General features: G+C 71.5%; 22 protein-coding genes. 7 read left to right on the forward strand and 15 right to left on the reverse strand.

Going from position 1 to position 24,978, the window contains the following annotated elements; genetic code table 11:
* The first annotated feature begins 183 nt into the window (after positions 1–183).
* Both ASC60_RS13820 and ASC60_RS13825 read left to right on the forward strand, forming a co-directional pair.
* Positions 184–1,617: a jacalin-like lectin gene (locus tag ASC60_RS13820; protein WP_234356938.1), complete on the forward strand. Its 1,434-nt coding sequence runs from the start codon at positions 184–186 to the stop codon at positions 1,615–1,617.
* Positions 1,618–1,635: 18 nt separating this feature from the next.
* Positions 1,636–2,445: an EI24 domain-containing protein gene (locus ASC60_RS13825; RefSeq protein WP_055550533.1), complete on the forward strand. Its 810-nt coding sequence runs from the start codon at positions 1,636–1,638 to the stop codon at positions 2,443–2,445.
* A gap of 36 nt (positions 2,446–2,481) precedes the next feature.
* On the opposite strand, the gene ASC60_RS13830 is transcribed toward ASC60_RS13825, so the two are convergent.
* The 8 genes from ASC60_RS13830 to ASC60_RS13865 all read right to left on the reverse strand — a co-directional run bounded on the left by ASC60_RS13830 (position 2,482) and on the right by ASC60_RS13865 (position 12,282).
* Positions 2,482–3,732 (reverse strand): pyroglutamyl peptidase, encoded by a 1,251-nt coding sequence (locus ASC60_RS13830; protein WP_107097072.1) that lies wholly within the window; start codon positions 3,730–3,732, stop codon positions 2,482–2,484.
* 81 nt (positions 3,733–3,813) lie between these two features.
* Positions 3,814–4,998, reverse strand: a complete 1,185-nt coding sequence (locus tag ASC60_RS13835) for an aldose epimerase family protein (protein WP_055550535.1) — start codon at positions 4,996–4,998, stop codon at positions 3,814–3,816.
* Between the two features lie 33 nt (positions 4,999–5,031).
* On the reverse strand, positions 5,032–6,264 hold the full coding sequence (gene mmsB / locus ASC60_RS13840) for a multiple monosaccharide ABC transporter permease (RefSeq protein ID WP_055550537.1): 1,233 nt from the start codon (positions 6,262–6,264) through the stop codon (positions 5,032–5,034).
* Positions 6,261–7,829 carry a multiple monosaccharide ABC transporter ATP-binding protein gene (gene mmsA, locus ASC60_RS13845; protein ID WP_055550539.1) on the reverse strand — a complete coding sequence of 523 codons (1,569 nt, stop codon included), beginning with the start codon at positions 7,827–7,829 and terminating at the stop codon, positions 6,261–6,263. Before mmsA ends, mmsB begins: the two co-directional genes overlap by 4 nt.
* 15 nt (positions 7,830–7,844) lie before the next feature.
* On the reverse strand, positions 7,845–8,954 hold the full coding sequence (chvE, locus tag ASC60_RS13850; RefSeq protein ID WP_055550541.1) for a multiple monosaccharide ABC transporter substrate-binding protein: 1,110 nt from the start codon (positions 8,952–8,954) through the stop codon (positions 7,845–7,847).
* A 32-nt stretch (positions 8,955–8,986) separates the two neighbouring features.
* Positions 8,987–10,003 carry a hypothetical protein gene (locus ASC60_RS13855; RefSeq protein ID WP_055550543.1) on the reverse strand — a complete coding sequence of 339 codons (1,017 nt, stop codon included), beginning with the start codon at positions 10,001–10,003 and terminating at the stop codon, positions 8,987–8,989.
* 108 nt (positions 10,004–10,111) lie between these two features.
* Positions 10,112–11,125 carry a zinc-binding dehydrogenase gene (locus ASC60_RS13860; RefSeq protein ID WP_055550545.1) on the reverse strand — a complete coding sequence of 338 codons (1,014 nt, stop codon included), beginning with the start codon at positions 11,123–11,125 and terminating at the stop codon, positions 10,112–10,114.
* Entirely contained in the window at positions 11,122–12,282 is a 1,161-nt protein-coding gene (locus ASC60_RS13865; RefSeq protein ID WP_055550547.1) for a mandelate racemase/muconate lactonizing enzyme family protein, read from the reverse strand. Before ASC60_RS13865 ends, ASC60_RS13860 begins: the two co-directional genes overlap by 4 nt.
* 437 nt (positions 12,283–12,719) lie before the next feature.
* Between ASC60_RS13865 and ASC60_RS13870 the strand changes: the two genes are divergently transcribed.
* Complete coding sequence (locus tag ASC60_RS13870) at positions 12,720–13,235, forward strand: DUF6299 family protein (protein WP_055550549.1); 516 nt, start codon at positions 12,720–12,722, stop codon at positions 13,233–13,235.
* Between the two features lie 102 nt (positions 13,236–13,337).
* Entirely contained in the window at positions 13,338–13,577 is a 240-nt protein-coding gene (locus tag ASC60_RS13875) for a hypothetical protein (protein WP_055550551.1), read from the forward strand.
* A 2-nt stretch (positions 13,578–13,579) separates the two neighbouring features.
* Here the strand turns inward: ASC60_RS13875 and ASC60_RS13880 are convergent, their stop codons facing one another.
* Complete coding sequence (locus tag ASC60_RS13880; RefSeq protein ID WP_055550554.1) at positions 13,580–14,206, reverse strand: TetR/AcrR family transcriptional regulator; 627 nt, start codon at positions 14,204–14,206, stop codon at positions 13,580–13,582.
* Between the two features lie 75 nt (positions 14,207–14,281).
* Here ASC60_RS13880 and ASC60_RS13885 point away from each other — a divergent pair, with 75 nt between their 5' ends.
* Positions 14,282–16,825 (forward strand): glycoside hydrolase family 3 protein, encoded by a 2,544-nt coding sequence (locus ASC60_RS13885; RefSeq protein WP_055550556.1) that lies wholly within the window; start codon positions 14,282–14,284, stop codon positions 16,823–16,825.
* Between the two features lie 200 nt (positions 16,826–17,025).
* Here ASC60_RS13885 and ASC60_RS13890 read toward each other — a convergent pair whose 3' ends face one another.
* A complete protein-coding gene (locus ASC60_RS13890) occupies positions 17,026–17,910 on the reverse strand; it encodes an SGNH/GDSL hydrolase family protein (protein ID WP_055550558.1) in 885 nt (294 codons plus the stop codon).
* Between the two features lie 326 nt (positions 17,911–18,236).
* Between ASC60_RS13890 and ASC60_RS13895 the strand changes: the two genes are divergently transcribed.
* Together ASC60_RS13895 and ASC60_RS13900 are read left to right on the forward strand one after the other, a co-directional pair.
* Positions 18,237–18,731, forward strand: coding sequence for a DUF3145 domain-containing protein (locus ASC60_RS13895; RefSeq protein WP_055550560.1), 495 nt, complete (start codon positions 18,237–18,239; stop codon positions 18,729–18,731).
* Positions 18,732–18,974: 243 nt separating this feature from the next.
* A complete protein-coding gene (locus tag ASC60_RS13900) occupies positions 18,975–19,880 on the forward strand; it encodes an NAD(P)-dependent oxidoreductase (RefSeq protein WP_055550562.1) in 906 nt (301 codons plus the stop codon).
* Between the two features lie 60 nt (positions 19,881–19,940).
* Here the strand turns inward: ASC60_RS13900 and fabF are convergent, their stop codons facing one another.
* The 5 genes from fabF to ASC60_RS13925 all read right to left on the reverse strand — a co-directional run bounded on the left by fabF (position 19,941) and on the right by ASC60_RS13925 (position 24,874).
* Positions 19,941–21,206 (reverse strand): beta-ketoacyl-ACP synthase II, encoded by a 1,266-nt coding sequence (gene fabF / locus ASC60_RS13905; protein WP_055550564.1) that lies wholly within the window; start codon positions 21,204–21,206, stop codon positions 19,941–19,943.
* Positions 21,207–21,276: 70 nt separating this feature from the next.
* Positions 21,277–21,525 carry an acyl carrier protein gene (locus ASC60_RS13910; protein WP_009718247.1) on the reverse strand — a complete coding sequence of 83 codons (249 nt, stop codon included), beginning with the start codon at positions 21,523–21,525 and terminating at the stop codon, positions 21,277–21,279.
* An 82-nt stretch (positions 21,526–21,607) separates the two neighbouring features.
* Positions 21,608–22,618 (reverse strand): ketoacyl-ACP synthase III, encoded by a 1,011-nt coding sequence (locus ASC60_RS13915; protein WP_055550566.1) that lies wholly within the window; start codon positions 22,616–22,618, stop codon positions 21,608–21,610.
* A 13-nt stretch (positions 22,619–22,631) separates the two neighbouring features.
* Positions 22,632–23,600, reverse strand: coding sequence for an ACP S-malonyltransferase (locus ASC60_RS13920; RefSeq protein WP_055550568.1), 969 nt, complete (start codon positions 23,598–23,600; stop codon positions 22,632–22,634).
* A gap of 89 nt (positions 23,601–23,689) precedes the next feature.
* Positions 23,690–24,874: a CdaR family transcriptional regulator gene (locus ASC60_RS13925; protein WP_055550570.1), complete on the reverse strand. Its 1,185-nt coding sequence runs from the start codon at positions 24,872–24,874 to the stop codon at positions 23,690–23,692.
* Between the last annotated feature and the right edge of the window lie 104 nt (positions 24,875–24,978).

Consider the following 24,978-nt stretch of genomic DNA (forward strand, 5'->3'; position numbering starts at 1 on the left):
TCTGTGATGGCTGTCGTCTGCCGGGGCGGTCCTGACCACACCGTGCCGGGCAGCGCATTCCGCCACCGTCAGAGCCACACCTTTGACGATCTCCACCGGCCCAGTGACCTTCCTGCTTGCCGCCCGCTCCCGCGAGCGATTGCCCCTTCCGGGTGGGGATCCTCCGACCGAGAGGGCTCCTCCATGAACTCCGCAGGCGACCACCACTTCACGACGGACACGACCGCCGGCGCCGCCACCGGCCACCGTCGGCGCCGCCTGACGGCCGTCGCCGCGGGCGTGGCCGCGACCCTCGCCCTCGGGGCCCTGTCCGCGGTCTCGGCGCAGGACGCGGACGCCACCACGGGCCAGGCGGACACCGGCGCGCCCGCCCCCGTGGCCCCCGCCCCCTCCGGCTCGTTCGACATCCTGACGTACAACGTGGCCGGACTCCCCGAGGGCCTGTCCTCCGGCCACCCCGAGAAGAACACCCCGCTGATCTCGCCCCGCCTGGGCCCGTACGACATCGTCAACGTCCAGGAGGACTTCAACTACCACGCCGCGCTCTACGCCGGAGACGACCACCCGTACCGCACCCCCACCAGCGGTGGCGCGGCCTTCGGTGACGGCCTCAACACCCTCTCCGACCTGCCGTACGACGACTTCGAGCGGGTCAAGTGGACCAAGTGCAACGGCACCGACTGCCTCACCCCCAAGGGCTTCACCCTGGCCCGGGTGCGGCTCGCCGAAGGCGCCTACCTGGACCTGTACAACGTGCACACCAACGCCGGGACCACCGACGCCGACCTCGCCGCCCGCCGCGCCAACATCACCCAGCTCTCCGACTTCATCACCGCCAACTCGGCCGGAAACGCGGTGCTCGTCATGGGTGACACCAACACCCGCTACACCCGCGCCGCCGACAACATCCGCGACCTCGCCACCCGCAACGGCCTCACCGACGCCTGGGTCGACCTCGTCCGCGGCGGCTCGGCCCCGCCCGCCGGATCCGACGCGCTCGTGTGCGACCCGGACAACGTCACCAACACCTGCGAGGTCGTCGACAAGGTCCTCTACCGCTCCGGCCCGCTGCTCTCCCTCACCGCCACCCGCTACAACAACGAGAACACCGCCTTCCTCGACGCCGACCGCAAGCCGCTGTCCGACCACTACCCGCACACCGTGGACTTCTCCTGGAAGGTGCCCGCCGCGCTGCGCGCCGGGGACCAGTTCGGCGGGCCGCACGGCACGGCCTTCAACGACGCCGACGACCTGCCCGCCGCCCCCGCGCCCCGCACCCTCACCCTGCGCGGCGGCTCCCGCCTGGACGCCGTGTCCCTGACCCTGTCCGGCGGTACGACCCTCAGCCACGGCGGCAGCGGCGGCACCCCCGCCACCCTCACCCTCGGCCCCGCCGAACACCTCACCTCCGTCACCCTCACCCGGGGCCGGAAGGACGGCCGCACCCGCCTGTTCTCCGCCGCCTTCACCACCGACACGGGCCGCACCGTCTCGGCCGGAACCCCCACCGCCGACACCGCCACCTACACCGCCCCCGACGGCTGGCAGATCGTGGGCCTCACCGGCCGCGCCGGTGAGGAGGTCGACAAGCTGGGCGTCATCTACGCGCCCCGGTAGCCCAGTAGGCTTTCGCCCATGCGCGATCTTGGAGTGGGCATCGGCTATCTGGTGAAGGGCCAACGCTGGGTGGCCCGGCACGGACGGTGGTGGGGGATCGGGATGCTCCCGGCCCTCATCACCCTCGTCGGCTACGCGGCGGCACTGGTCGTGCTCTTCTACTGGACCGACGACGTCATCGCCTGGGCCACGCCCTTCGCCGACGACTGGTCCTCACCCTGGCTCGGTGTCTTCCGCGGCGCTCTCGCGCTCCTCTTCGCCGCCGCCTCCCTCTTCCTCGCGGTGATCACGTTCACCGCGGTCACGCTCCTGGTCGGCCAGCCCTTCTACGAATCCCTCTCCGAGGAAGTCGACCGCACGCAAGGCGGCGAGGTCCCCGAGTCCGGCCTGTCGACCTGGCAGGAGCTGTGGACAGGGCTCCGCGAGGCCATCGCGCTGCTCATCCGCGTCACGCTGTGGAGCGTGCTCTTCTTCGCGCTCGGTTTCATCCCGGTCGTCGGCCAGACCGTGATCCCCGCCCTCGCCCTCTGCGTGACCGGCTTCTTCCTCGCCGAGGAGCTGACCTCGGTCGCGTTGCTGCGGCGCGGCGTGCTGCTCGCGGAGCGCCGCCGCATGCTCCGCGACCGCCGCCTCCTCACCGTGGGCTTCGGCCTCCCCCTCGCCCTGCTCTTCCTGGTCCCCCTGGTCTCCGTCTTCCTCATGCCGGGCGCGGTGGCGGGCGCCACCCTGCTCGTCCGCGACCTCACGGGCGAGGCGCAGGCACCGTCGCAGGGCGAGTCCTCCGACGGCGCCCCCGGCTACGCCCCGGGCGCCGTCAACGGCTCGTAGGCGCGCCACCGGGCGGCCGCACCGCCCACCGACCCGTCACCGGCCGGTGGCCGCCACCGTGAGCACCGCGCGGACCTGGGCGGTGATGGCCTCGCGGTTGCGGACGAAGTCCGGGGCGGTGATCCGGCCCGTCGACGGGTCGGTGTTGTCCGGGCCGAACTGGAGCACCGGGGTGTGGAGATGGCCGCCGGGGACCCTCAGGCCGACGGCGTCGCGCAGCAGGGTGGCGCGGTAGGCGATCTCGTTGGAGAGGTAGTCGCCGCCACCGCCCGCGCGGGCCGTCGAACCGGGCGTCGGGCCGTCGGGGCGGACCACCGGGGCGGTGGCGCCCGCCGGGATCTCGGTGACGCCGGTGTTGTCGTACACGGGCGCGGGACCGGTGTCCGCCGCGACGATCCGCTGGTGGGGCAGGGTCGTGGTCGTCCACTGGGGCTGTGGGCGCGGGGTCGGCACATCCGCCGGAATGGGGACGGTCCCGGTCCGGGAGACGCCCGCGTTGTCCGGGGCGCCGCCGCGCCAGGCGCCGTTGGTGCGCTCGACGTCGAAGCGGCCCACCCGGCCCTGGCTCACCGTCATGAAGACGTCGACCTGGTGCGGGCCGGGGCGGAACACCGGCAGCAGGGTGTGTTCGACCGAGCCGTCGGCGAAGTCCGCCCAGCGGACGGGGAAGACGGCGGTCTCGACGCGCGCGGGGCCGTCGGCCGTACGGATCGTCGTCCCGTCCAGCGCGAGCGCCGCCGCGCCGGAGGGGTTGGAGCGGCGTACGTCGGCGTCCAGCTGGAACGGGTCGAAGCCGGTGACGACGACGCGCTTGATGTGCTTGCCCGCGGGGAGGCCGAGGGAGTCCTGTCCGCGGGAGCCGCGTTCGAGGGACTGGAGCAGCGCGGCGCGGCGCGCCTCGGGCAGCGGGAAGACCGGCCGCCATTCGCCGAGGGCGCGGGTCATCCCGAGCCGTGCCCAGTACAGGGGGCGGTCGTCGTCCCGGCTCAGATCGCCGCCGGCGGGCCCCCGCCCCTGCACCCGGTCCACCGCACGCCGCCACAACGCCCGGCCCGCACGGGCGACGACCCGCTCGGCCCGCGCGTACGACCGCGTGTTCGCCAGGTCGCGCGCGAAGTCCGGCGCCACGTCGTCGAAGCCGCTGCGGCGCAGGATCTCCTGGGGGACGGGCGCCTGGAGGCGCTGTTCTTCGACGGTGGGGGCACGGTCCTGGGCGGTTGCCGGGGTGGTCTGGGTCAGCGGGAGGGTGGCCAGGGCCAGGACGAGGAGCGTGCGTATCGGTCGCATGCGGGGCCTCTCGGAAGGGGGAAACGACGAACCTCCCGCCCCGAGCGAACGCGGGGCGGGAGGGGCAGGGGGAAGCGGGGCTCAGCGGGTCGAGAAGGAGTGCACCGTTGTGGAGCGGTAGGTGTGGCCCGGGCGGAGCACGGTGGAGGGGAAGGCGGGCTGGTTGGGGGAGTCCGGGAAGTGCTGGGTCTCCAGGCAGAAGCCGTCGCCCTGCCGGTAGACCCGGCCGGAGGTGCCCGCGAGGGTGCCGGTGAGCTGGTTGCCTGTGTAGAACTGCACGCCCGGCTCGGTCGTCGCGATCTTCATCACCCGGCCCGACTCCGGCTCGGTCACCGTCACGATGTGCTCGGGGTGGCGGGTGAGGCCCTTGTCGAGCGCGAAGTTGTGGTCGATGCCCTGCCCGTACAGCACCTGCTGATGGGCCTCCCGGATGTCCCGGCCGATGTCCTTGGCGCGGCGGAAGTCGAACGGGGTCCCGGCGACCTTGGCCAGCTCGCCGGTCGGGATGAGGGTCTTGTCGACCGGGGTGTAGCGGGACGCGGCGATCTGGAGGCGGTGGTCGTAGATGGACCCCGAGCCCTCCCCGGCCAGGTTGTAGTAGGTGTGGTTGGTGAGGTTGACGACGGTGGCCTTGTCGGTGGTGGCCTCGTAGTCGATGCGGAAGTCGCCCTCCGCGGTCAGGGTGTAGTCGACGCGCACGGTGAGCGTGCCGGGGTAGCCCATCTCGCCGTCGGGGCTGACCCGGCGGAGGGTGAGGCCGACGCCCGAGCCCTTGCGGAAGGGTTCGACGGACCAGACCCGCTTGTCGAAGCCCTTGTCGCCGCCGTGCAGGCTGTTGGGGCCGTCGTTGATCGGCAGCTGGTACTTCTCGCCGTCGAGGGTGAACGTGCCGCGGGCGATGCGGTTGCCGTAGCGGCCGATGAGGGCGCCGAAGTACGGGCTGCCGGCCACGTAGGAGTCGAGGTCGGAGAAGCCCAGCGAGACGTTGGCCCGGCGGCCGTGCCGGTCGGGGATCTCCAGGGTCTGGACGACGCCCCCGTAGCTCAGTACGGACAGCCGGGTGCGGCCGTTCTCGATCGTCCAGCGGTCGACCTTCGTGCCGTCGGCCAGCGTGCCGAAGTGTTCCTTCACCGCGTGTCCCCCGTGTCCCTCACCGTCGGATCGGTCCTTCGCGAAGGCGGTGCCGGTCCCGGTGGCCGCCACCGCGGCGGTGGCCGCGGCTGCGGTGATGACCGTGCGTCTGCTCGTGCTCGTTCGGTGCGTCATGTGCGGCTCCACAAGAAGTAGTTGGATGACGACTTACGAACCGACGCGGCGCTTGTTCCAGACGTCGAAGCCGACCGCCGCCAGCAGCACCAGTCCCTTGATGACCTGCTGGTAGTCGGTGCCGATGCCCACCAGCGACATGCCGTTGTTCAGCACGCCGAGCACCAGACCACCGATGATGGCGCCCAGCACCGTGCCGACACCGCCGCTGGCCGAGGCGCCGCCGATGAACGCCGCGGCGATGGCCTCCAGTTCGAAGTTGAGACCCGCGCTGGGGGTGGCGGAGCCGAGCCGGGCGGCGAAGACCAGACCGGCGAGGGCGGACAGGATGCCCATGTTGACGAACACCATGAAGGTGACGCGCTTGTCCCGGACACCCGACAGCTTGGCCGCCGGCTGGTTGCCGCCGAGGGCGTACACATGGCGCCCGATGACGGTGTTGCGCATCACGAAGCTGAAGATCACGAAGAGGCCGGCCAGGATCAGCAGTCCGTACGGCGCCCCGTGCCAGCTGGACAGCGTCATGGTGAAGGCCATCACGGCGGCCACGATGGCGGCGCACTTGACGAAGAACAGCCCGAGCGGCGCCACGTCCAGCTCATAGGCCGCCCGCTGCTGCCGGCCGCGCCACTCCTGCCAGACGGCGGCGGCGCAGACGATGAGGCCGATCACCATGGTGGGGTTGTGGTACTGCGTGTACGGGCCCATCTCCGGGATGAACCCGGTGCTCAGCTTCTCGAAGCTGTCGGGGAACGGCGACAGGGACTGCCCGTCCAGCAGGATCTGGGTGCCGCCGCGGAAGGCCAGCATTCCGGCCAGGGTGACGATGAAGGACGGGATGCCGATGTACGCGATCCAGAAGCCCTGCCACGCACCGGCGGCGGCGCCGAGGAGCAGGCAGAGGACGACCGCGAGGCCCCACGGCATATCGTGTTTGATCATCATCGCGCCGGCGGCCGCGCCGACGAAGGCGACGAGTGATCCGACCGACAGGTCGATGTGCCCCGCGATGATCACGATCATCATGCCGATCGCGAGGATGAGGATGTAGCCGTTCTGCTGCACCAGGCTGGTGACGTTGCCCGGCCGCAGCAGGATGTCGTCCGACCAGATCTGGAAGATGACGATGATCAGGGCGAGCGCGACCAGCATCCCGTACTGCCGCATGTTGGTCCGCATGCCCTGGAGCAGCAGCGTCCCGATGCTCTTGGAGCCCTCGGCCGGCGGTGGGGCCGGGCTCTCGGTCTTCTGGGTGGCCGTGCTCATCCTTCGTCTCCTCTGTCCCTGTCCCTGGTCATGTGGCGCATCAGTACTTCCTGGGTCGCCTCGGCCCGGGGCACCTCCCCGGTCAGCCGTCCGGCCGCCATCGTGTAGATCCGGTCGCACATCCCCAGCAACTCGCCCAGCTCGGAGGAGATGAAGACGACGGCCTTGCCCTGCGCCGCCAGGTCGTTGATGACCGTGTAGATCTCGTACTTGGCCCCGACGTCGATGCCGCGGGTCGGCTCGTCGAGGATGAGCACCTCGGGACCTGCGAAGATCCACTTACTGAGCACGACCTTCTGCTGGTTGCCGCCGCTGAGCCGGCCGACCCGTTCGAAGACCGTGGGTGCCTTGATGTTCATCGTCTTGCGGAACCCCTCGGCGACCCGGGACTCCTCGTGCTCGTTGACCAGACCGCGGCGCGCCACCTTGCCGAGCGAGGAGAGCGAGACGTTGCGGCTGATGGTGTCCTCGAGGTTGAGGCCGAAGGTCTTGCGGTCCTCGGTGACGTACGCGATGCCGTGGTCGATCGCCTCCGGCACGGTACGGGTGCGGACCTCCTGGCCGTCGCGGAGGACCCGGCCGCCCGCGTAGCGGCCGTAGGTCCGGCCGAACACGCTCATCGCCAGCTCGGTGCGGCCCGCGCCCATCAGCCCGGCGATGCCCACGATCTCACCGCGCCGGACGTTCAGGGACACCCCGTTCACGACCTTGCGCTGCTGGTCGATGGGGTGGTGCACGGTCCAGTCCTCGATGGCCATGGCCACCTGGGAGGCGTCCTTCCCCTCGTACGGGGTGCGCTCGGGGAAGCGGTGGTCGAGGTCGCGGCCGACCATGCCGCGGATGATGCGGTCCTCGGAGACCTCCGGCTCGGACTCCGGGGTCTCCCGCACCGTCAGGGTCTCGATGGTCTGGCCGTCACGCAGGATGGTGACGGAGTCGGCGACCCTGCGGATCTCGTTCAGCTTGTGGGAGATGATGATCGAGGAGATGCCCTGGGCCTTGAACTCCAGCAGCAGATCAAGGAGTTTGCCGCTGTCCTCGTCGTTCAGCGCCGCGGTCGGCTCGTCCAGGATGAGCAGCTTCACCTCCTTGGAGAGCGCCTTGGCGATCTCCACGAGCTGCTGCTTGCCCACGCCGATGTCGGTGACCCGGGTCTGCGGCGAATCCGTCAGGCCCACCCGCTTCAGCAGCGTGTTGGCGTGCCTGAGGGTTTCGTTCCAGCTGATCAGACCGCGGGTGGCGTGTTCATTGCCGAGGAAGATGTTCTCGGCGATGGACAGGTACGGGATCAGCGCGAGTTCCTGGTGGATGATGACGATGCCGCGCTGTTCGCTCGCGCGGATGTCCTTGAACGCGCACGGCTCGCCCTCGAAGAGGATCTCGCCGTCGTAGCTGCCGTGCGGATGGACGCCGCTGACCACCTTCATCAGGGTGGACTTGCCGGCGCCGTTCTCCCCGCACAGGGCGTGGATCTCGCCTTGGCGCACCCGGAGGTTGACGTCGGAGAGGGCTTTGACACCGGGAAAGGTCTTGGTGATGGAGCGCAGTTCGAGAATGGTGCTCATAGTCCGTACCCCGCCCTACTTGAGCTGTGACGCGGTGTAGTAACCCTGGTCCACCAGCACCTGGGTGTTGGACTTGTCGATGCTGACCGGATTGAGCAGATAGGTCGGCACGACCTTCTTGCCGTTGTCGTACGACTTGGTGTCGTTGATCGGGGCCTTGCCGCCGGTCAGCTCCGCCTTGGCTATCCGCACGGTCGCCTTCGCCAGCTTGCGCAGGTCCTTGTAGATGGTCTGCGTCTGCTGGCCCCGGACGATGGACTTCACGGAGGCCAGCTCCGCGTCCTGCCCGGTCACCACCGGGAACGGCTTGGCCTTCGTGCCGTAGCCCGCGCTCTTGAGCGCCGACAGGATGCCGATGGACATGCCGTCGTACGGCGAGAGGACGGCGTCGACGTCGTCGGTGCTGTACGACTTGTTGAGCAGGTCCTCCATGCGGTCCTGGGCGGCGCTTCCGCTCCACTTCTCGGTGTAGAGCTGGTTCAGCTTGGTCTGCTTGGAGCGGACGACCAGCTCGCCCTTGTCCATGTACGGCTTGAGCACGCTCATGGCGCCCTTGTAGAAGTACCCGGTGTTGTTGTCGTCCGACGACCCGGCGAACAGCTCGATGTTGAACGGGCCCTTGCGGCCCTTGGCCAGCCCCAGCTTGTCGACGATGTACTGGCCCTGGAGCCTGCCGACCTTCTCGTTGTCGAAGGTCGCGTAGTAGTCGACGTTCTTCGTGCCCAGGAGCAGCCGGTCGTAGGAGATCACCGGGATGTTGGCGTCATGGGCCTGCTTCAGGACGTCGTTGAGCGCTCCGCCGTTGATCGGCGCGATCACCAGCAGCCGGTGACCCTTGGTGATCATGTTTTCGAGCTGGGCCACCTGGGTGCGGACGTCGTCCTCCCCGAACTGCAGGTCCGTCTTGTAGCCCGCCGCCTGGAACTGCTTGGCCACGTTGCGGCCGTCGGTGATCCACCGCTCGGAGGACTTGGTCGGCATCGCGATGCCGATCGTCCCTCCCTTTTCCTCGCTCTTGTACCGGCTGCCACCGACCGCCTCCTGGCCACAGGCCGTGGCGGTCAGCGAGAGCGCGAGGAGGCCGGCGGCTGTCGCCGCGACTCGTGCGCCTCTTACCGTACGCATGGTGATGGGGTCCTTCCCTGGGGCGTCATTGCTCAGGACTTCTGGGGTGCCGCGCCGGTGGCGGCGTCGGACGCGTCCGTGACGGGGAAGCGCCGCAGCGGCCCCGGCAACCGGGAGCCCAGCGGCGACAGCCCGCCGTCCGCGCCCAGCCGGGCGAGCAGATCGAGCACGAGCCGGCCGCGGCGCACCCGCTCGCGCGCGCTGTTCAGCGCCACGTCCCGCAGCTGCGCGCCGTAGGGGTAGATCCCCGGAGACTTGCTGAGCCCGAATTTCAGATAGATGGGGGCGCCCCGGCGGATCAACTCGGCCGCGTCGTAGAGCCGTACGTACCCTCCGAGGTCGTCCGGCGCCTCGATGTAGAAGTCCATCGGGGCGCGGGAGACCCGGCGGATCTCGGTGAGGTGTTCCAGCGTCAGGTCCGAGGGGATGTTGATCGAGTCGGCGCCCAGCTGCTCGAACACCGCGAACGAGGCCGGGTTGACCGGGCCGACCAGCGCGGACAGCTTGAAGGTGGTGTCCGCGGGCAACTCACCGCGCTCCCGCAGCTGGTGCAGCAGCCACAGCACGCCTTCGTCGGCGACCAGCAGGCACTTCACCCCGAGCGAGGCGGCCCGCAGGGCGTCCTCCACGCATCCGGCGACCGCGTCGTGGCCGCGGGCCCGCAGACCCCCGCCACCGGAGTCGGAGCGGGTGGCGCCGCCGATGTCCCAGGTGCCGCGCGGCCCGGTGAACAGGCACAGCTCGGCACCCAGCTCCGCGCAGGACTCCACCATCTCGGTGATCTCGGCGTCGGTGAGCATCCACACGCCGCTGCCCTGGCTGATCCGGTGGATCGGTACGTCGAGCCGCCCGGCCTCCTTGAACACGGTGGCCAGCGCCTCCGGGCCCTCGACGGACGGGATCTCGGTGCGCCAGGTGCCGCCGTCGGGGAAGGAGTGCGCGGAGGCGTCGGCGGGGTCGGGCGCGGGGGCCGCGTGGCCCAGCGGGGCGAGGGCGGCGTCGGCGGGGCGGCGGGGGCCGGAGGGAAGGGCTGAGGCGGCGGTCGTCACGGTGCTCCTTGTATCGCCGTAAGGACTAGGGCAAGCCCTCGTCTTTGAGGATCGTTCAGGTTTTCGGGGGCGCGAGGGGTGCTTCCCCGCAGGGAGAAACGGAAGGGGTCATGCGGGTCGCAGCAGCACCTTGCCCACCTTCGGATCACCGCTCCCCACCAGCTCGATGGCGGTGGCGAAGTCGGTGAGCGGCAGTTCGTGCGTCACCAGGGGCAGCAGCGTCAGCAGCCCCGCGTCGAAGACCCGCACCGCGTGGGCCCACGCGTCCGGCGCGGCCCCGAACACGGTCCGCACCTCGATCTGCCGGACGACCAGGTCGGTCGGGTCGAGTCCGTCCGCCGTGCCCGCCGCCGGGATGCCGGTGAGCACCAGCCGCCCGCCGCGCCGCAGCAGGGCGGCGGAGGCACGGGCGGCGGGGGCGGACCCGGCGGTCTCGATGACGATGTCGAAGCCGCCCCGGACGTCCTCCAGACGGTCGTTCGTGAGGAAGGCCGTGGCGCCGAAGGACAGCGACAGCCGCTCCCGGTCCGGCCGGGTCCCGACCACCAGCAGTTCGGCCGGGGAGACGGCGGCCAGGAACTGCACGGCGATCATGCCGAGCGTCCCGGTGCCCACCACCGCGACCCGCTGCCCGGGCCGCGCGTTCGCCTTGAGCGCGGCGGCGGCGATGCACGCGGCGGGCTCCAGCAGGGCGGCCGCGGTCAGATCGGCGTCGTCGGACAGCGGGTGCAGCAGCCGGGCGGGCAGGGTCAGGGTGGTGGCCATCGCCCCCGGCTGGGTGAAGCCGGTCTCCTCGTACCCCGCCGTGCACAGCGTGGTCTCCCCGGCGTGACAGCGGTCGCACACCTGGCAGTTGCGGAACCCCTCGCCGACGACCTTGCAGCCGAGGAGCGCTTCGGGCACGCCCGCGCCGACCGCCTCGACCGTCCCGGACCACTCATGGCCGGGGGTGACGGGATACCGCACGTACCCCTCGGGCCGGTTCCCCTCGTACACCTCCCGGTCGCTGCCGCAGATCCCGGACGCGTGGACCCGCACCAGCGCGTCCCCGGGCCCGGGCTCGGCCGGGGCGGTGTGGTCGAGGTGGAACGCGCCGGGCGCGTCGAGGACGAGCGCGGTCACCGCTTCGTGCCCTTCGGGTCCCGCTTCTCCCAGCCCTCGGCCCACAGGTCGAAACGGGCCTGCTGCTGCGGGAATTCGGCCGCCGCCTCGGTGTCCAGTTCGACGCCCAGGCCCGGTTCGTGCGACAGCTCGAAGTAGCCGTCCACGACCTGCGGCGCGCCCTTGACCACCTTCTTGATCTCCGCGTCGGCGAAGTCGTTGAAGTGCTCCAGGATCTTGAAGTTCGGGGTGCAGCCCGCGACCTGGAGGGAGGCCGCGGTCAGCACCGAGCCGCCGACGTTGTGCGGCGCGACCAGCACGTAGTGCGTCTCGGCGGTCGCGGCCAGCTTGCGGGTCTCCAGGATGCCGCCGATGTGGCCGACGTCCGGCTGGATGATGTCGGCGGCCTGCGACTCGAACAGCTCGCGGAACTCGATCCGGTCGTGGATGCGCTCACCCGTCGCGATCGGCAGGTTCGTCTTCTCCGTGACCTTCGCCAGCGCCTTCAGGTTCTCCGGCGGCACCGGCTCCTCCAGCCACGACGGCCGGAACCGCTCCAGCTCGCCCGCGATGCGCACGGCGGTGGAGGGGCTGAACCGCCCGTGCATCTCCACCAGCAGCTCCGCGTCGGGCCCGATCGCGTCCCGCACCGCCTCGACCAGCGAGATCGAGTGCAGCGTCTCGGCGTGGTCCAGCTCGAAGTGGCCGGTGCCGAACGGGTCGAGCTTCAGCGCCCGGTAGCCGCGCTCGACCACCGTGGTGGCCGCCTTGTGGAACGCCTCGGGGGTGCGCTCGACCGTGTACCAGCCGTTCGCGTACGCCTTGACCTTGTCGGTCACCTTGCCGCCGAGCAGCTGCCAGACCGGCACTCCGAGCGCCTTGCCCTTGATGTCCCAGCAGGCCATCTCGACACAGGCGATCCCGGACATCACGATCTCGCCCGCCCGGCCGTAGTCGCCGTACTTCATCCGGCGTACCAGGTCCTCCACCGCGAACGGGTCCGACCCGGCGATGTGGTTCTTCTCGGCCTCGTGCAGATAGCCGAGGAGCGCATCGGTGTGGCCGAGCATGCGGGTCTCGCCGACGCCGGTGATGCCCTCATCGGTGTGGACCTGCACATAGGTGAGATTGCGCCAGGGGGTGCCGACGACATGCGTGCTGATTCCGGTGATGCGCAAGGCTCTGACCCTTCGCGGTGTTCGATATTTCGTCACTCGTTCGAAATCTTGGCGTGACGGTAATCACCGGGTGTAAGAGGTGTCAATGGTCCTGCGTCGAATGGTTATCGAACACTGACCTCCCCGTCCCGGGGCCATCCGGCGGAGGCGGTCGGGCCGGCGGTCAGATGAAGAGGGTACTGCGAACTGTCGTTCTGGGCGCGTGGGTTGACGCCGCTGCCGCCGTCCGTGGCGTCCCCCAGGGCGGCGGGAGCGTCCGGCGGGCGCCGTCGTCCCCGGTCTCCTCTCCCTGCCCCCGGGCGGCGGTCAACACGCCGTCGCGGGAACACTCGCTCAGCGGTACCGGACACGCCGCACGGGGGTGACGTTCCCGCGGGTCGTACGGCGGCCCCGGTAGCTGTACCGGGAACCCGCCCGCTCACGGAGGTATCCACCCCATGCGCAACCGCCGCCGCTTCCTCGGTGCCGTCACCGGCCTGCTCATCGCCGTCCCCCTCACCCCCGCCGCCCACGCGGCCCCGTCCCCCGCCGTGCCGTCCGCCGGCGCCGCGGGGCTCCCCGGGATGCAGCGGACCGGGCAGCGGGGCCTGCCGCTGCCGTGGGGCGACAACGTCACCGTGGACCGCGTCGGATACGTGGGCACCACCGGGACCGTCGCCCTGGCGGGGACGTACCGCTGTCCGGGCGACGGCGTGAACATCCCGCGCGCCGACATCCTCGTCACGCTCACCCAGGGCCAGGAGCGGCGGGGGCTCAACGGCGGGTCGGCGCTCTGCGACGGGCTGACGCACCGCTGGTCGGTGGAGGAGCCGTTGGCCGGGCGGTTCGTGCCGGGCCCGGCGTACGTGCAGAGCGGCCTGCTGCGGTTCGAGGTCCGCCAGCACCTCGTTCCGCTTCCGCGCACCGCGGCCGTGGGGGAGCGCGCGATCACGCTGGAGGCGCGCGAGACGTGAGACCCGCCCCCTGCCGTCGCGCATGACCCCCTTCCCCACGGGGGACAACCCTCGTTTCCACCGCCTTTGCAACGGGCGGGCAGGAGAGGGGGAACGGGGACGATGACGACGGGGGATCCACAGGACCGCATCCCGGCGTATCCCGGGGTCGAGCGCTTCGTCGAGGCGTTCGACAAGCTGGTCATCCAGCAGCGGCGCAGCCGCAGCAGGGTGCCGGTGGTGCTGTTGACGGAGGAGGGCGCCGGGCGGGCCGCGCTGCTGTGCGGGGCGGTCACCGCGACGGACATCCGCCAGACGTGGGGACCGGGGGGTCGGTACACCTGCCCGGCTCCCGCCGGCTGACGCTACGTCGTCTCGTCCTCGTCGCCCTGCCGCAGCAGGGAGACGAAGGCGCGGAAGAGGGCGGGCATGTCCACCGCGTCCGGATCGTGCAGCCACTGGAACTGCAGCCCGTCCAGCACCGCGACCAGCAGCGGCGCGGCGCTCTCGGGGGTGAGCCCGCCGGGCAGCCGGTCGCCGCACTCCCGGCGCAGGGTGTCCGCCATGTCGGCGCGCACCCGGTCGTAGCGGCGGGTGAACCAGTCGCGCGCGGGGTGGCCTTGAGTGACGCTCTCGCCCAGCAGCGCGGAGAAGGTCTGCACGATGCCGGGGCGCATCGCGTTGTACTCCACCAGGGAGGCGAGCAGTTCCAGCGGCCAGACGCCGCCGCCGTCCCGGCGCGCGGCGCCGGTGTCCCACTGGTCGCGCTCGGCCAGCACGGCGATGAGCAGGGCGTCCTTGGTGGGGAAGTAGTGCAGCAGCCCCTGCTGGGTGAGCCCGGCGCGCTCGGCCACCGCGCTCAGGGTGGCGCCCCGGTAGCCGCGCTCGGCGATGACTTCGAGGGCGCAGCGGACGATCTCCGCGCGCCGCTCCTGCCCGCGCCGGGTCGGCGCGTCGTCGCCCCGCTTCTCCGGCTTCTCCAGCTTCTCCATGGGAGTACCGTAGAGCAGTTTTGATAACGAAACGATAACGGTACCTATCGGATTACAGGTAATCGGGTTCACGATATGGGCGACCTGAGGAGGCCGACCGTGGCAGATGCGATCAGTGCGGGTGTGAGCGGTGTCGTCGAGAAGGCGCTCGGCGCACTCGATCTGGAGACCAAGACCCGGCTGCTGGCCGGGCAGGACATGTGGTCCCTGCCCGCCGTCCCCGCCATCGGACTGCGCTCCCTGGTGATGTCGGACGGCCCGATCGGCGTCCGGGGCGTCCACTGGACCGCCGACGACCCCTCCGTCGCCCTGCCCAGCCCCACCGCCCTCGCCGCCACCTGGGACCCCGCCCTGGCCCGCCGCGCGGGGCGGCTGCTGGCCCAGGAGGCCCGGCGCAAGGGGGTGGACGTGCTGCTCGCCCCGACCGTCAATCTGCACCGTTCGCCGTTGGGCGGCCGCCACTTCGAGGCGTACAGCGAGGATCCGTATCTCACCGGCGCGATCGGCACCGGCTATGTGCGCGGTGTCCAGGACGGCGGGGTGGGCACCACCGTCAAGCACTTCGTCGCCAACGACGCGGAGACCGAGCGCTTCACCGTCGACAACCAGGTGGGCGCGCGGGCGCTGCGCGAGCTGTATCTCGCGCCCTTCGAAGCCATCGTCAAGGACGCCCGCCCGTGGGGGGTGATGGCCGCCTACAACGGGGTCAACGGCGCGACGATGACCGAGCACCGCGCCCTGCAGCAGGGCGTGCTGCGCGGCGAGTGGGGGTTCGACGGCTTCATCGTCTCCGACTGGACGGCCGCCCGCGACACCGTCGGGGCCCTGACCGGCGGGCTCGACGTCGCCATGCCCGGCCCGCAGACCGTCTACGGTGAGGCGCTGGCCGCCGCCGTGCGCGACGGCCGGGTGGCCGAGCGGGACGTCGACGACGCGGTGCGCCGGGTGCTGACCCTGGCCGCCCGGGTCGGCGCCCTGGACGGCGCGGAGCCCGCCGTCGCCCCCGCCGACCGGCCCGGGCCGATCGACGGCGACGCGCTCGCCCGCGAGATCGCCCGGCGCTCCTTCGTGCTCCTGCGGAACGAGCCGGCCGGTCAGGGCGCGGCGGCGGTGCTGCCGCTGCGGCCCGGCGGGCCCTTTGGCATACGGTCCCTGGCGCTCATCGGCGCCGCCGCGCGGGACGCCCGGGTGCTGGGCGGCGGCTCGGCGCTGGTCTTCCCCGACCATGTGGTCTCCCCGCTGGACGGGCTGCGCGCCGCGCTGCCGGCCGACGTCCGGCTGGGGTACGCCCTGGGCGCCGACCCCACCGACGAACTCGCCCCCGCCGGGCAGGGCTTCGCGCTGCGCGCCGTCGTCCGGGACGGGGACGGGCGGGTGCTGGGCGAGTCCCGGCTGCCCAGCGGCCAGGTGCAGTGGCTCGGTGACTTCCCCGAGGGGGTCGCGTACGAGGAACTGCGCACCGTCGAGGTCACCGGCACCTTCACCCCGCGCGAGAGCGGCGCGCACTCCTTCGGCACCCGGGGACTCGGCGGCTTCCGGCTGGTCGTCGGCGATGAGGTGCTGTTCGACGGGCACCAGGCCATGGAGGAGGCCGAGGACCCGTTCGAGGCCTTCTTCGGCTCGCCCGTGCCGCGCGGGCGGGCCGAGCTGACGGCGGGCGAACCGGTCGAGGTCAGCCTCACCAGCACGGTCGCCAAGCCGGACGAGGCGAACTGGCAGGCCGTCTGCTTCAGCCTGGTGCACCGCGCCCCGGAGCGCGATCCGCGGGAGCTGATCGAGGAGGCCGTCGCCGCGGCCGCCGAGGCCGACACCGCCGTGGTCGTGGTCGCGACCACGGAGAGCGTCGAGAGCGAGGGCTTCGACCGTACGGACCTGCGGCTGCCGGGCCGTCAGGACGAGCTGGTGCGCCGCGTCGCCGCCACCGGTACCCCGACCGTGGTGGTCGTCAACGCGGGCTCGCCCGTGGAGATGCCCTGGCGCGAGGATGTCGCCGCGGTCCTCCTCGGCTGGTTCCCGGGCCAGGAGGCGGGCGCCGCCCTCGCGGACGTCCTGCTCGGCGCCGAGGAGCCCGGCGGCCGCCTCCCGACGACCTGGCCGGCCCGGCTGACGGACGCTCCGGTGAGCCAGGTGACGCCCAGCGGCGGCCAACTCTCCTACGACGAGGGCGTCTTCATCGGCTACCGGGCATGGGAGCGGCGGAAGGGCGCCGCTCCGGCGTACTGGTTCGGGCACGGCCTCGGGTACACCGACTGGGCGTACGAGGCGGCGGCCTTCACCCCCGCGGGTGATGCGGCGGGCGACGCGGCGGGCGAACTGGGCACGGTCACGGTCCGAGTGCGGAACGTGGGCTCCCGGCCGGGCCGGGAAGTGGTCCAGCTCTATCTGGCCCCGCCGCCCGGCGGCTTTGAGGACCGCCCGGCCCGGTGCCTGGCGGGCTTCGCGGTCGCGGAGGCCGGACCGGGGGAGTCGGTGGAGGTGGCGATCCCGGTGCGGCGTCGCGCGGCGGAGATCTGGGACGAGGAGGCCGGCGCCTGGAGCCTCATCCCGGGCCCGTACACGGCGGAAGCGGGCCGCAGCGTGGCCGACCTCCGCCTCACGGCACCGGTGGGCGTGTCCTGAAAGACACCCCCTAGTGCCGCGTCAGCCAAGGTTTGCCCGGTAGCGAGGCGTCCTGGTGCGGTCAGATGCAAGGCGCCGGATCGGCCTCGCGGGGGCACCTCCCGGACGGAGTCCGGGGGCGGGCCTACTCGGTCGATTCGGCAACGCCGCAGATGGCCGTGCCAGGGCGGCGAGCGGGGTGAACCTTGGCTGACGCGGCACTAGGGACTGGTGATGCGGCGGTAGGCCATCGAGGCCAGCCGCTGCTGACCCGCCTTGCTGGGGTGGAACCAGTCCCACTTGCTCAACTCGCGCTCGGTGAAGCGATAGTTGTGCACCGCGTCGTCGTAGCGGCACAGCGGGTCCTTCCCGCATACGTCCTTCAGCACCCGGTTGTAGTCGTCCACCCGCTCGTCGACCTGCTGCCGCCGCTGCGTCGAGGCCGCGTCCATCGCGTCGGAGTCCTTCAGCATCGACGGGCAGATGCCCAGCTTCCAGATCTGCCGGCCCAGCACGTTCTTCCGCCCCTGCGACCACAGCCGCTTCAGATCCGGGACGCTCGCGACGTACACCTGCGTCTTCGGCACCTCGCGGCGCAGCTGGGTGAGGGCCGAGGCGAAGGTGGAGCGGAACTGGTCGGTGGGGGTCATGTCGGCGACCGAGTCCCGGCAGGCGTCGTTGGCGCCGATCATCACGGTCACCAGCTGCGGCTTGCGCGTGGCCGCCGCCTGCATCTGGCCGGGCAGATCGGCCATGAGCGCGCCGGTCCTGGCGTAGTTCCAGCTGCGCGCGCCCGAGCGCAGCCGCTGGGCGAGGCTGTTCACATCGGTGCCGGTGGACCAGGAGACCTTGGGGCAGTCGGAGAGCACCGAGCAGGCGTCGAAGCCGCGGGTGATGGAGTCGCCCAGGGAGGCGATGGAGGTGGGGCGGGTGTTCCACGCGGGGCCCTCGGCGTGGCTCTTGCCGCCGCGGCTCGGCCCGTTCCGGGAGGGGGCGTCGGAGCTGCCGAAACAGCCCGCCGTGCTCATGACCGCGGCCGTCGTGAGCAGGACGGCACCGGTACGCACGGTGGTCCGCTGCTTCCGGCGTGGTGCGCTGGCCCGCATGGCTGTTCCCCCTCCGGCTGTTGGGTGATATCTATCCGGTACCGACGGTACGTCACTCCTGTGGCCGGTCCGCGCGGTACGTTTTTCTTGTGGCAGTTGGGCAGCAGCCCAGCACCACGTAGCGCGTTGCGATACCGTCACGTTACGTTGCGTCACATCCTGTCCCTTTTCTAGAGAATTCTGCCCGATAAATTTCACGGCAGGTAACCTCGGGACTGGTGCGAGGGTGATCATTAGGGCAGAATGTCGTGTGCTGTCCCGGGCGTGACCGGTAGGGGCGCGAGGCCGCTGGGGAAGGCGCACCTCGAACCGCACAGGAGGCCCCGGTGACGACACGTGGAGTTCTATATGTGCACTCCGCTCCGCGCGCGCTGTGCCCGCACGTCGAATGGGCCGTCGCGGGCGTACTCGGTGTGCGCGTCAGCCTCGACTGGATCAAACAGCCCGCCGCCAACGGCACCTGGCGCGCCGAGTTCTCCTGGCAGGGCGAGGTCGGCACGGCCTCCAAGCTGGCCTCCGCGCTGCGCGGCTGGCATCTGCTGCGCTTCGAGGTGACCGCCGAGCCCTGCGCCACCGCCGAGGGCGAGCGCTACAGCTCCACCCCCGAACTGGGCATCTTCCACGCCGTCACCGGCCTGCATGGCGACATCCTGATCCCCGAGGACCGGCTGCGCGCCGCGCTGGCCCGCTCCGCCCGGGGTGAGGGCGATCTCCAGGCCGAGATCGCCAAACTGCTCGGCAAGCCGTGGGACGACGAGCTGGAGCCGTTCCGCTACGCGGGTGAGGGCGCCCCCGTCCGCTGGCTGCACCAGGTCGTCTGACCGGGACCTGACCCCCTCAGGGGGTGCCTTGCCGATCATGCCGGGCTCCCGGCGCCGCTGTGACATCAGCCGCTGCCGCGCGGCGGGTGGCACCTCGCGGCCCCGCGCTCGTCGCACGCAGCGCCGCCGCGGTCTCCTCAGGCGGGTTGCGCGCTTCCCCCGGCTACCGCTGGGAGGTGCCCCCGCACCAGACGCCGCTCGCTGATCCGGCCTGATCGGCGAGGCACCCCCTAACGTGAAGGGATGACCGAACAACTCCCGGCAGCGACCTCCGTCGCGGTCCTCGGCACCGGCATCATGGGCTCCGGTATGGCGCGCAACCTCGCCCGCGCCGGGCTCGACGTCCGCGCGTGGAACCGCACCCGCGCCAAGGCCGAACCGCTCGCGCCCGACGGCGTACGCGTCACCGACACCCCCGCGCAGGCCGTGGACGGCGCCGATGTCGTCCTGACGATCCTGCACGACGGCCCGGCCGCCCTGGAGACGATGCGCCAGGCCGCCCCGGCCCTGCGCCCCGGCACGGTGTGGGCCCAGGCCACCACCGCGGGCCTCGACGGGCTCGACACGCTCGCCGCGTTCGCCCGCGAGCGGGACCTGATCCTCCTCGACTCGCCCGTCCTCGGCACCAAGCAGCCCGCCGAGAGCGGGCAGCTCGTGGTCCTCGCCGCCGGTCCGCCCGCCGCCCGCACCGCCGCGGGGCCGGTCTTCGACGCGATCGGCAGCCGTACGGTCTGGGTCGGCGAGAGAGGGGAGGAGGGCGCGGCCACCCGGCTCAAGCTCGTCATCAACAGCTGGATCCTCGCCATCACCCACGGGACCGCCGAAGCGCTCGCCCTCGCCGAGGGGCTCGGCGTGGAGCCGCAGGGCTTCTTCGACGCCATCGCCGGCGGACCGCTGGACAACGGCTATCTGCACGCCAAGGCGGGCCTGTTGCGCAGCGGTGACCTCGCACCCAGCTTCGCGGCCAGGACCGCGGAGAAGGACGCCCGGCTGATCGTCGAGGCGGGGGAGCGGTCCGGCGTACGGATGGACCTGGCGGCCGCGGGCGCGGAGCGGTTCCGGCGGGCCGTCGAACAGGGGCACGGCGACGAGGACATGATCGCCTCGTACTTCGCCAGCTTCGACGGCACCGAGGGCGACAAGGGCTGATACGCGAAGGGCGTGCCCCCGGCCGGAGCCGGGAGCACGCCCTTCACCCGTATCGCCGCCTCAGACGGTGCGGAAGGCCAGCACCACGTTGTGGCCGCCGAAGCCGAACGAGTCGTTCAGCGCCACGATCGGGCCCTCGCCCGGCAGCGCCCGCGCGTCGGCGCGCACGACGTCCGCGTCCACCTCGGGGTCCAGCTCGTCGATGTTGATCGTCGGCGGGGCGATCCGGTGGTACAGCGCGAGCACGCTGGCCACCGTCTCCACACCGCCGGTGCCGCCCAGCAGATGCCCCGTCATGGACTTGGTGGCGGAGATCGCCATGTGGTCCACATCGTCGCCGAAGATCTTGCGCAGCGCCTTGATCTCGGCCACGTCGCCCTGCGGCGTCGAGGTCGCGTGCGCGTTGATGTGCGCGATCTCGGCGGGCTTCAGGTCGGTGCTCTGCAGCAGGTTCTGCAGCGCGTGCGCGATGCCGTTGCCGGACGGCTCCGGCTGGGTGATGTGGTGGGAGTCGGCCGAGATGCCCTGACCGACCGCCTCCGCGTACACCCGGGCGCCGCGCGCGGCGGCGTGCTCCGCCGACTCCAGGACGATGACGCCCGAACCCTCGCCCATGACGAAGCCGTTGCGGTTGACGTCGAAGGGACGCGAGGCGCCCTGCGGGTCCTCGTTGTTCTTGGACATCGCCATCATGTTGCCGAAGGCGACGATGGGCAGCGGGTGGATGGACGCCTCGGTGCCGCCCGCGACGACCACGTCGGCGCGGCCGCTGCGGATCATCTCGACGGCGTAGCCGATGGCCTCGGCGCCGGACGCGCACGCGCTGACCGGGGTGTGGACACCGGCGCGGGCGCCGACCTCCAGGCCGACGTTGGCCGCCGGGCTGTTGGGCATCAGCATCGGCACGGTGTGCGGGGAGACCTTGCGGACGCCCTTCTCGCGCAGCACGTCGTACTGGTCGAGCAGGGTGGTCACGCCGCCGATGCCGGAGGCGACGACCGCGCCCAGCCGGTCCGGGTCGACCGCCGGGTCCTCGCCGGCCTTGCCGGTGAAGCCCGCGTCGGCCCATGCCTCACGGGCCGCGATCAGGGCGAACTGCGCCGACCGGTCGAGCTTGCGCGCCTGCGGGCGGGGCAGGACGGTGCCCGGGTCCACCGCGGCGCTCGCGGCGATCCGGACGGGCAGGTCGGCTGCCCACTCCTGCTCCATGAGGCTGATGCCGGAGCGGCCGGCGAGCAGTGCTTCCCAGGTCGATGAGGCGTCGCCACCCAGCGGCGTCGTGGCACCAACACCGGTGACGACCACGGTGTGATTGGTCGAGTTCACAGGAATTCTTCACTCCTACGTAGCAGGTGCTGGACCTCCGCCACCGCACGGGTGGCGACAGACGCTTCGCTCAGCCCTGGTGCTTCAGGATGTAGTCGACGGCGTCGCCGACGGTCTTCAGGTTCTTGACGTCGTCGTCCGGGATCTTCACGTCGAAGCGCTCTTCGGCGGCGACGACGACCTCGACCATGGACAGCGAGTCGACGTCCAGGTCGTCGGTGAAGGACTTGTCCAGCGCGACGTCCTCGGCCGGGATACCGGCGATCTCGTTGACGATCTCGGCGAGACCTTCGAGGATCTGCTCCTGCGTGGCGGCCATTGCGGCGCTCCTTCTTCGGTGTGTTGCGGTGGGTGAGCAGCGCCCGACTCGTCCGGGGCTGCGTGGGTCTGGGCTGAATAGCCTATGGGAGGGTAACGACCGTCGCTGCGTAGACGAGACCCGCCCCGAAGCCGATGACGAGCGCGGTGTCGCCGCTCTTCGCCTGCCCCGTCGCCAACAGCCGCTCCATCGCGAGCGGAATGGAGGCGGCGGAGGTGTTGCCGGTGGTCTCCACGTCACGGGCGACCGTGACGTGCTCCGGCAGCTTGAGGGTTTTGATCATCGAGTCGATGATCCGCATGTTGGCCTGGTGGGGGATGAACGCGTCCAGGTCCTCCGCGCTGACCCCCGCGTCGTCCAGGGCCTGCTGGGCGACCTTCGCCATCTCGTACACCGCCCAGCGGAAGACCGCCTGGCCCTCCTGGCGCAGCGCCGGGAAGCGCACCTCGCCGGTGGGGTGGTCGCGGTAGACGTCCCAGGGCAGCGTCTGGGCGATGGTGTCGGACTTGTCGCCCTCCGAGCCCCAGACGGTCGGGCCGATCGCGGGCTCCTTGGACGGGCCGACGACCACGGCGCCCGCGCCGTCGCCGAACAGGAAGGCCGTCGCCCGGTCCTCCAGGTCGGTCAGGTCCGAAAGCCGCTCCACGCCGATGACCAGCACGTAGTCCGCCGTGCCATCGGTGACCATGCCCTTGGCGAGGGTCAGCCCGTAGCCGAAGCCCGCGCAGCCCGCGGAGATGTCGAACGCGGCGGGCTTGCCGGTGCCCAGCAGATGGGCGATCTCGGTGGCGACCGCCGGGGTCTGCTTCAGGTGCGAGACCGTCGAGACGATCACGCCGCCGATCTGCTCGGGCGTCAGCCCCGCGTCGGCGATGGCCTTCCCGCCCGCCTCGACGGACATCTGGGCGACCGTCTCCTCCGGACCGGCCCAGTGGCGGGTGGCGATGCCCGAGCGGGAACGGATCCACTCGTCCGAGGAGTCGATGTGCTTCAGGATCTCCTCGTTCGGCACCACCCGGGTGGGGCGGTAGCCGCCGACGCCGAGAATGCGCGCGTACGGGGCGCCCTTGCTGGGCCTGATCTTCGCGGTCATGCGCTCGGAACTCCTATTCGGCTTTTGCGGCCGGGGTGTCGGAGGCGGGTGCGGCGTGCTCGGCGATCAGCGCGCGTGCCGCGTCGAGGTCGTCCGGAGTCTTGAGTGCCAGGGTCGCCACGCCCGGCAGGGCCCGCTTGGCGATGCCGGTGAGCGTCCCGCCCGGCGCCACCTCGATCATCGCGGTGACGCCCAGCTTCTGGAACGTCTCCATGCACAGGTCCCAGCGGACCGGGTTGGACACCTGGGCGACCATGCGCTGGATCACCTCGGCGCCGGATGCCACGACCTCACCGTCCCGGTTGGAGACGTACGCCGTACCCGGGTCGGCGATCGGTACGCCCGCGACCAGGCTCTCCAGCGTGGCCACCGCCGGGGCCATGTGGTCGGTGTGGAACGCGCCGGCCACCTTCAGGGGAACGACGCGGCGCACGCCCTCCGGCTTGTCCTCGGCCAGCGCCGCCAGCTGCCCTGCGGTGCCCGCGGCGACGATCTGCCCGGCGCCGTTGACGTTGGCCGCGGTCAGTCCGAGCTTGTCGAGGTGCGCGACGACGGTCTCCTGCTCACCACCCAGTATGGCGGCCATGCCGGTCTCGGCGCGGCCCGCGGCCTCGGCCATCGCCAGACCGCGGTGGCGCACCAGGACCATGGCGGCCTCGTGACCGAGCACCCCGGTGGCGGCGGCCGCGGTGATCTCGCCCACGCTGTGGCCCGCGGCGGCGCCGACCACGTCCCGGACGCGGTGCGGACCGTCGGCGAACAGGGCCTGGGCGGAGACGAGTCCGGCGGCCACCAGCAGCGGCTGGGCCACCGCGGTGTCGCGGATCGCCTCCTCATCGGCCTCGGTTCCGTAGTGGACCAGGTCCAGGCCGGACACGGCCGACCACCACCGCAGGCGTTCGGTGACGCCGGGGAGGTCGAGCCAGGGAGTCAGGAAGCCGGGCTTTTGGGCGCCCTGGCCGGGAGCGACGAGTACGAGCACTCTCACACTCTCTCTTGTGGGTGGTCCCGCCCGCCCGTGAGGACAAGGACGAAGAACGGTTAAGGGAATTGTCGGGGTCCAACAAACAGCTAGGGAAATATGTCCCCGTCGGCAAGACGTCCGAGGATCAGGGCTATCCGTAGCGTGAAGGCCGACCGGACGTCGGATGGTGACCAGCCGGTGACGTCGGTCACACGTCGCAGCCGGTAGCGCACGGTGTTGGGATGAACAAAAAGCATCCGGGCGGCGCCTTCCAGACTGCTCGCCTGTTCCAGGTACACACTCAGCGTCTCCAGCAGAGCCGAGCCCGCTTCCTCCAGCGGTCTGTAGATCTCCTCCACCAGCTGGGCACGGGCGGCCGGGTCCCCGGCCATCGCGCGTTCCGGAAGCAGATCGTCCGCCAGCACCGGACGCGGGGCGTCCGGCCAGGCCGTACACGCCTTCAGACCGGCCGCGGCGGCCGCCGCCGAGCGGGTCGCCGCCAGCAGGTCCGACACCACGGGGCCGGCCACCACCGGCCCCGAGGCGAACGGCCCGATCAGGGCCTTCGCCGACTGCAGCGGATTGTCCGAGCCGCCCGCCACCACCACCAGCCGGTTGCCGAGCACCCCGGTGAGCACCTGCAGCTTGGCGTGGCGGGAGGCCCGCCGGATCGCCTCCACGGTCAGCTCGCTGTCCCCGTCGGGCGCCGTGCCCAGCACCACGCACACGTGCTCGGGCGAGTTCCAGCCGAGCGCCGCCGCCCGGGACAGGGCGCCCTCGTCGGCCTCCCCGGACAGCACCGCGTTCACCACCAGCGACTCCAGCCGGGCGTCCCAGGCGCCGCGCGCCTCGGCGGCCTGCGCGTACACCTGGGCGGTCGCGAAGGCGATCTCCCGCGCGTAGACCAGCAGCGCCTCGCGCAGCACCGCCTCGTCGCCGGGAGCCGCCACCTCGTCGATGGCCGACTCCATGACCTCGATGGTCGTACGGACCATCTCCACCGTCTGCCGCAGCGTGATCGCCCGGGTCAGCTCGCGCGGTGCCGTACCGAACACATCGGTGCTGATCGCCTGCGGCGCCTCCGGATGCCGGAACCACTCCGTGAAGGCCGCGATGCCCGCCTGCGCCACCAGCCCGATCCACGAGCGGTTCTCCGGTGGCATCGCCCGGTACCACGGCAGCTGCTCGTCCATGCGCGTGATGGCGGCGGCGGCCAGCTTCCCGGACGACTTCTCCAGGCGGCGCAGGGTGGCACTGTGCGGATGCGGGGTATTCGCGGCTGGTTCAGGCACGAGGACAAGACTGCCTTATCGGAGGGTGAACGCTGGGAGCGGGAGGCTACGCGGGGGTAGGGACGGGGCAGGCGCGGGCCGGTCCGGGGCGCACTACCGTGGAC

This window comes from Streptomyces sp. NBRC 110028, assembly GCF_001417735.1.
Classification (GTDB): domain Bacteria; phylum Actinomycetota; class Actinomycetes; order Streptomycetales; family Streptomycetaceae; genus Streptomyces.

What these genes read in the sequence shown, in the direction of transcription:
- ASC60_RS13820 (WP_234356938.1), top strand. Translation starts at nt 184, where the DNA reads ATGAACTCCGCAGGCGACCACCACTTCACGACGGACACGACCGCCGGC.
- ASC60_RS13825 (WP_055550533.1), top strand. Translation starts at nt 1,636, where the DNA reads ATGCGCGATCTTGGAGTGGGCATCGGCTATCTGGTGAAGGGCCAACGC.
- ASC60_RS13830 (WP_107097072.1), bottom strand. Translation starts at nt 3,732, where the DNA reads ATGCGACCGATACGCACGCTCCTCGTCCTGGCCCTGGCCACCCTCCCG.
- ASC60_RS13835 (WP_055550535.1), bottom strand. Translation starts at nt 4,998, where the DNA reads ATGACGCACCGAACGAGCACGAGCAGACGCACGGTCATCACCGCAGCC.
- mmsB (WP_055550537.1), bottom strand. Translation starts at nt 6,264, where the DNA reads ATGAGCACGGCCACCCAGAAGACCGAGAGCCCGGCCCCACCGCCGGCC.
- mmsA (WP_055550539.1), bottom strand. Translation starts at nt 7,829, where the DNA reads ATGAGCACCATTCTCGAACTGCGCTCCATCACCAAGACCTTTCCCGGT.
- chvE (WP_055550541.1), bottom strand. Translation starts at nt 8,954, where the DNA reads ATGCGTACGGTAAGAGGCGCACGAGTCGCGGCGACAGCCGCCGGCCTC.
- ASC60_RS13870 (WP_055550549.1), top strand. Translation starts at nt 12,720, where the DNA reads ATGCGCAACCGCCGCCGCTTCCTCGGTGCCGTCACCGGCCTGCTCATC.
- ASC60_RS13875 (WP_055550551.1), top strand. Translation starts at nt 13,338, where the DNA reads ATGACGACGGGGGATCCACAGGACCGCATCCCGGCGTATCCCGGGGTC.
- ASC60_RS13880 (WP_055550554.1), bottom strand. Translation starts at nt 14,206, where the DNA reads ATGGAGAAGCTGGAGAAGCCGGAGAAGCGGGGCGACGACGCGCCGACC.
- ASC60_RS13885 (WP_055550556.1), top strand. Translation starts at nt 14,282, where the DNA reads ATGGGCGACCTGAGGAGGCCGACCGTGGCAGATGCGATCAGTGCGGGT.
- ASC60_RS13890 (WP_055550558.1), bottom strand. Translation starts at nt 17,910, where the DNA reads ATGCGGGCCAGCGCACCACGCCGGAAGCAGCGGACCACCGTGCGTACC.
- ASC60_RS13900 (WP_055550562.1), top strand. Translation starts at nt 18,975, where the DNA reads ATGACCGAACAACTCCCGGCAGCGACCTCCGTCGCGGTCCTCGGCACC.
- ASC60_RS13910 (WP_009718247.1), bottom strand. Translation starts at nt 21,525, where the DNA reads ATGGCCGCCACGCAGGAGCAGATCCTCGAAGGTCTCGCCGAGATCGTC.
- ASC60_RS13915 (WP_055550566.1), bottom strand. Translation starts at nt 22,618, where the DNA reads ATGACCGCGAAGATCAGGCCCAGCAAGGGCGCCCCGTACGCGCGCATT.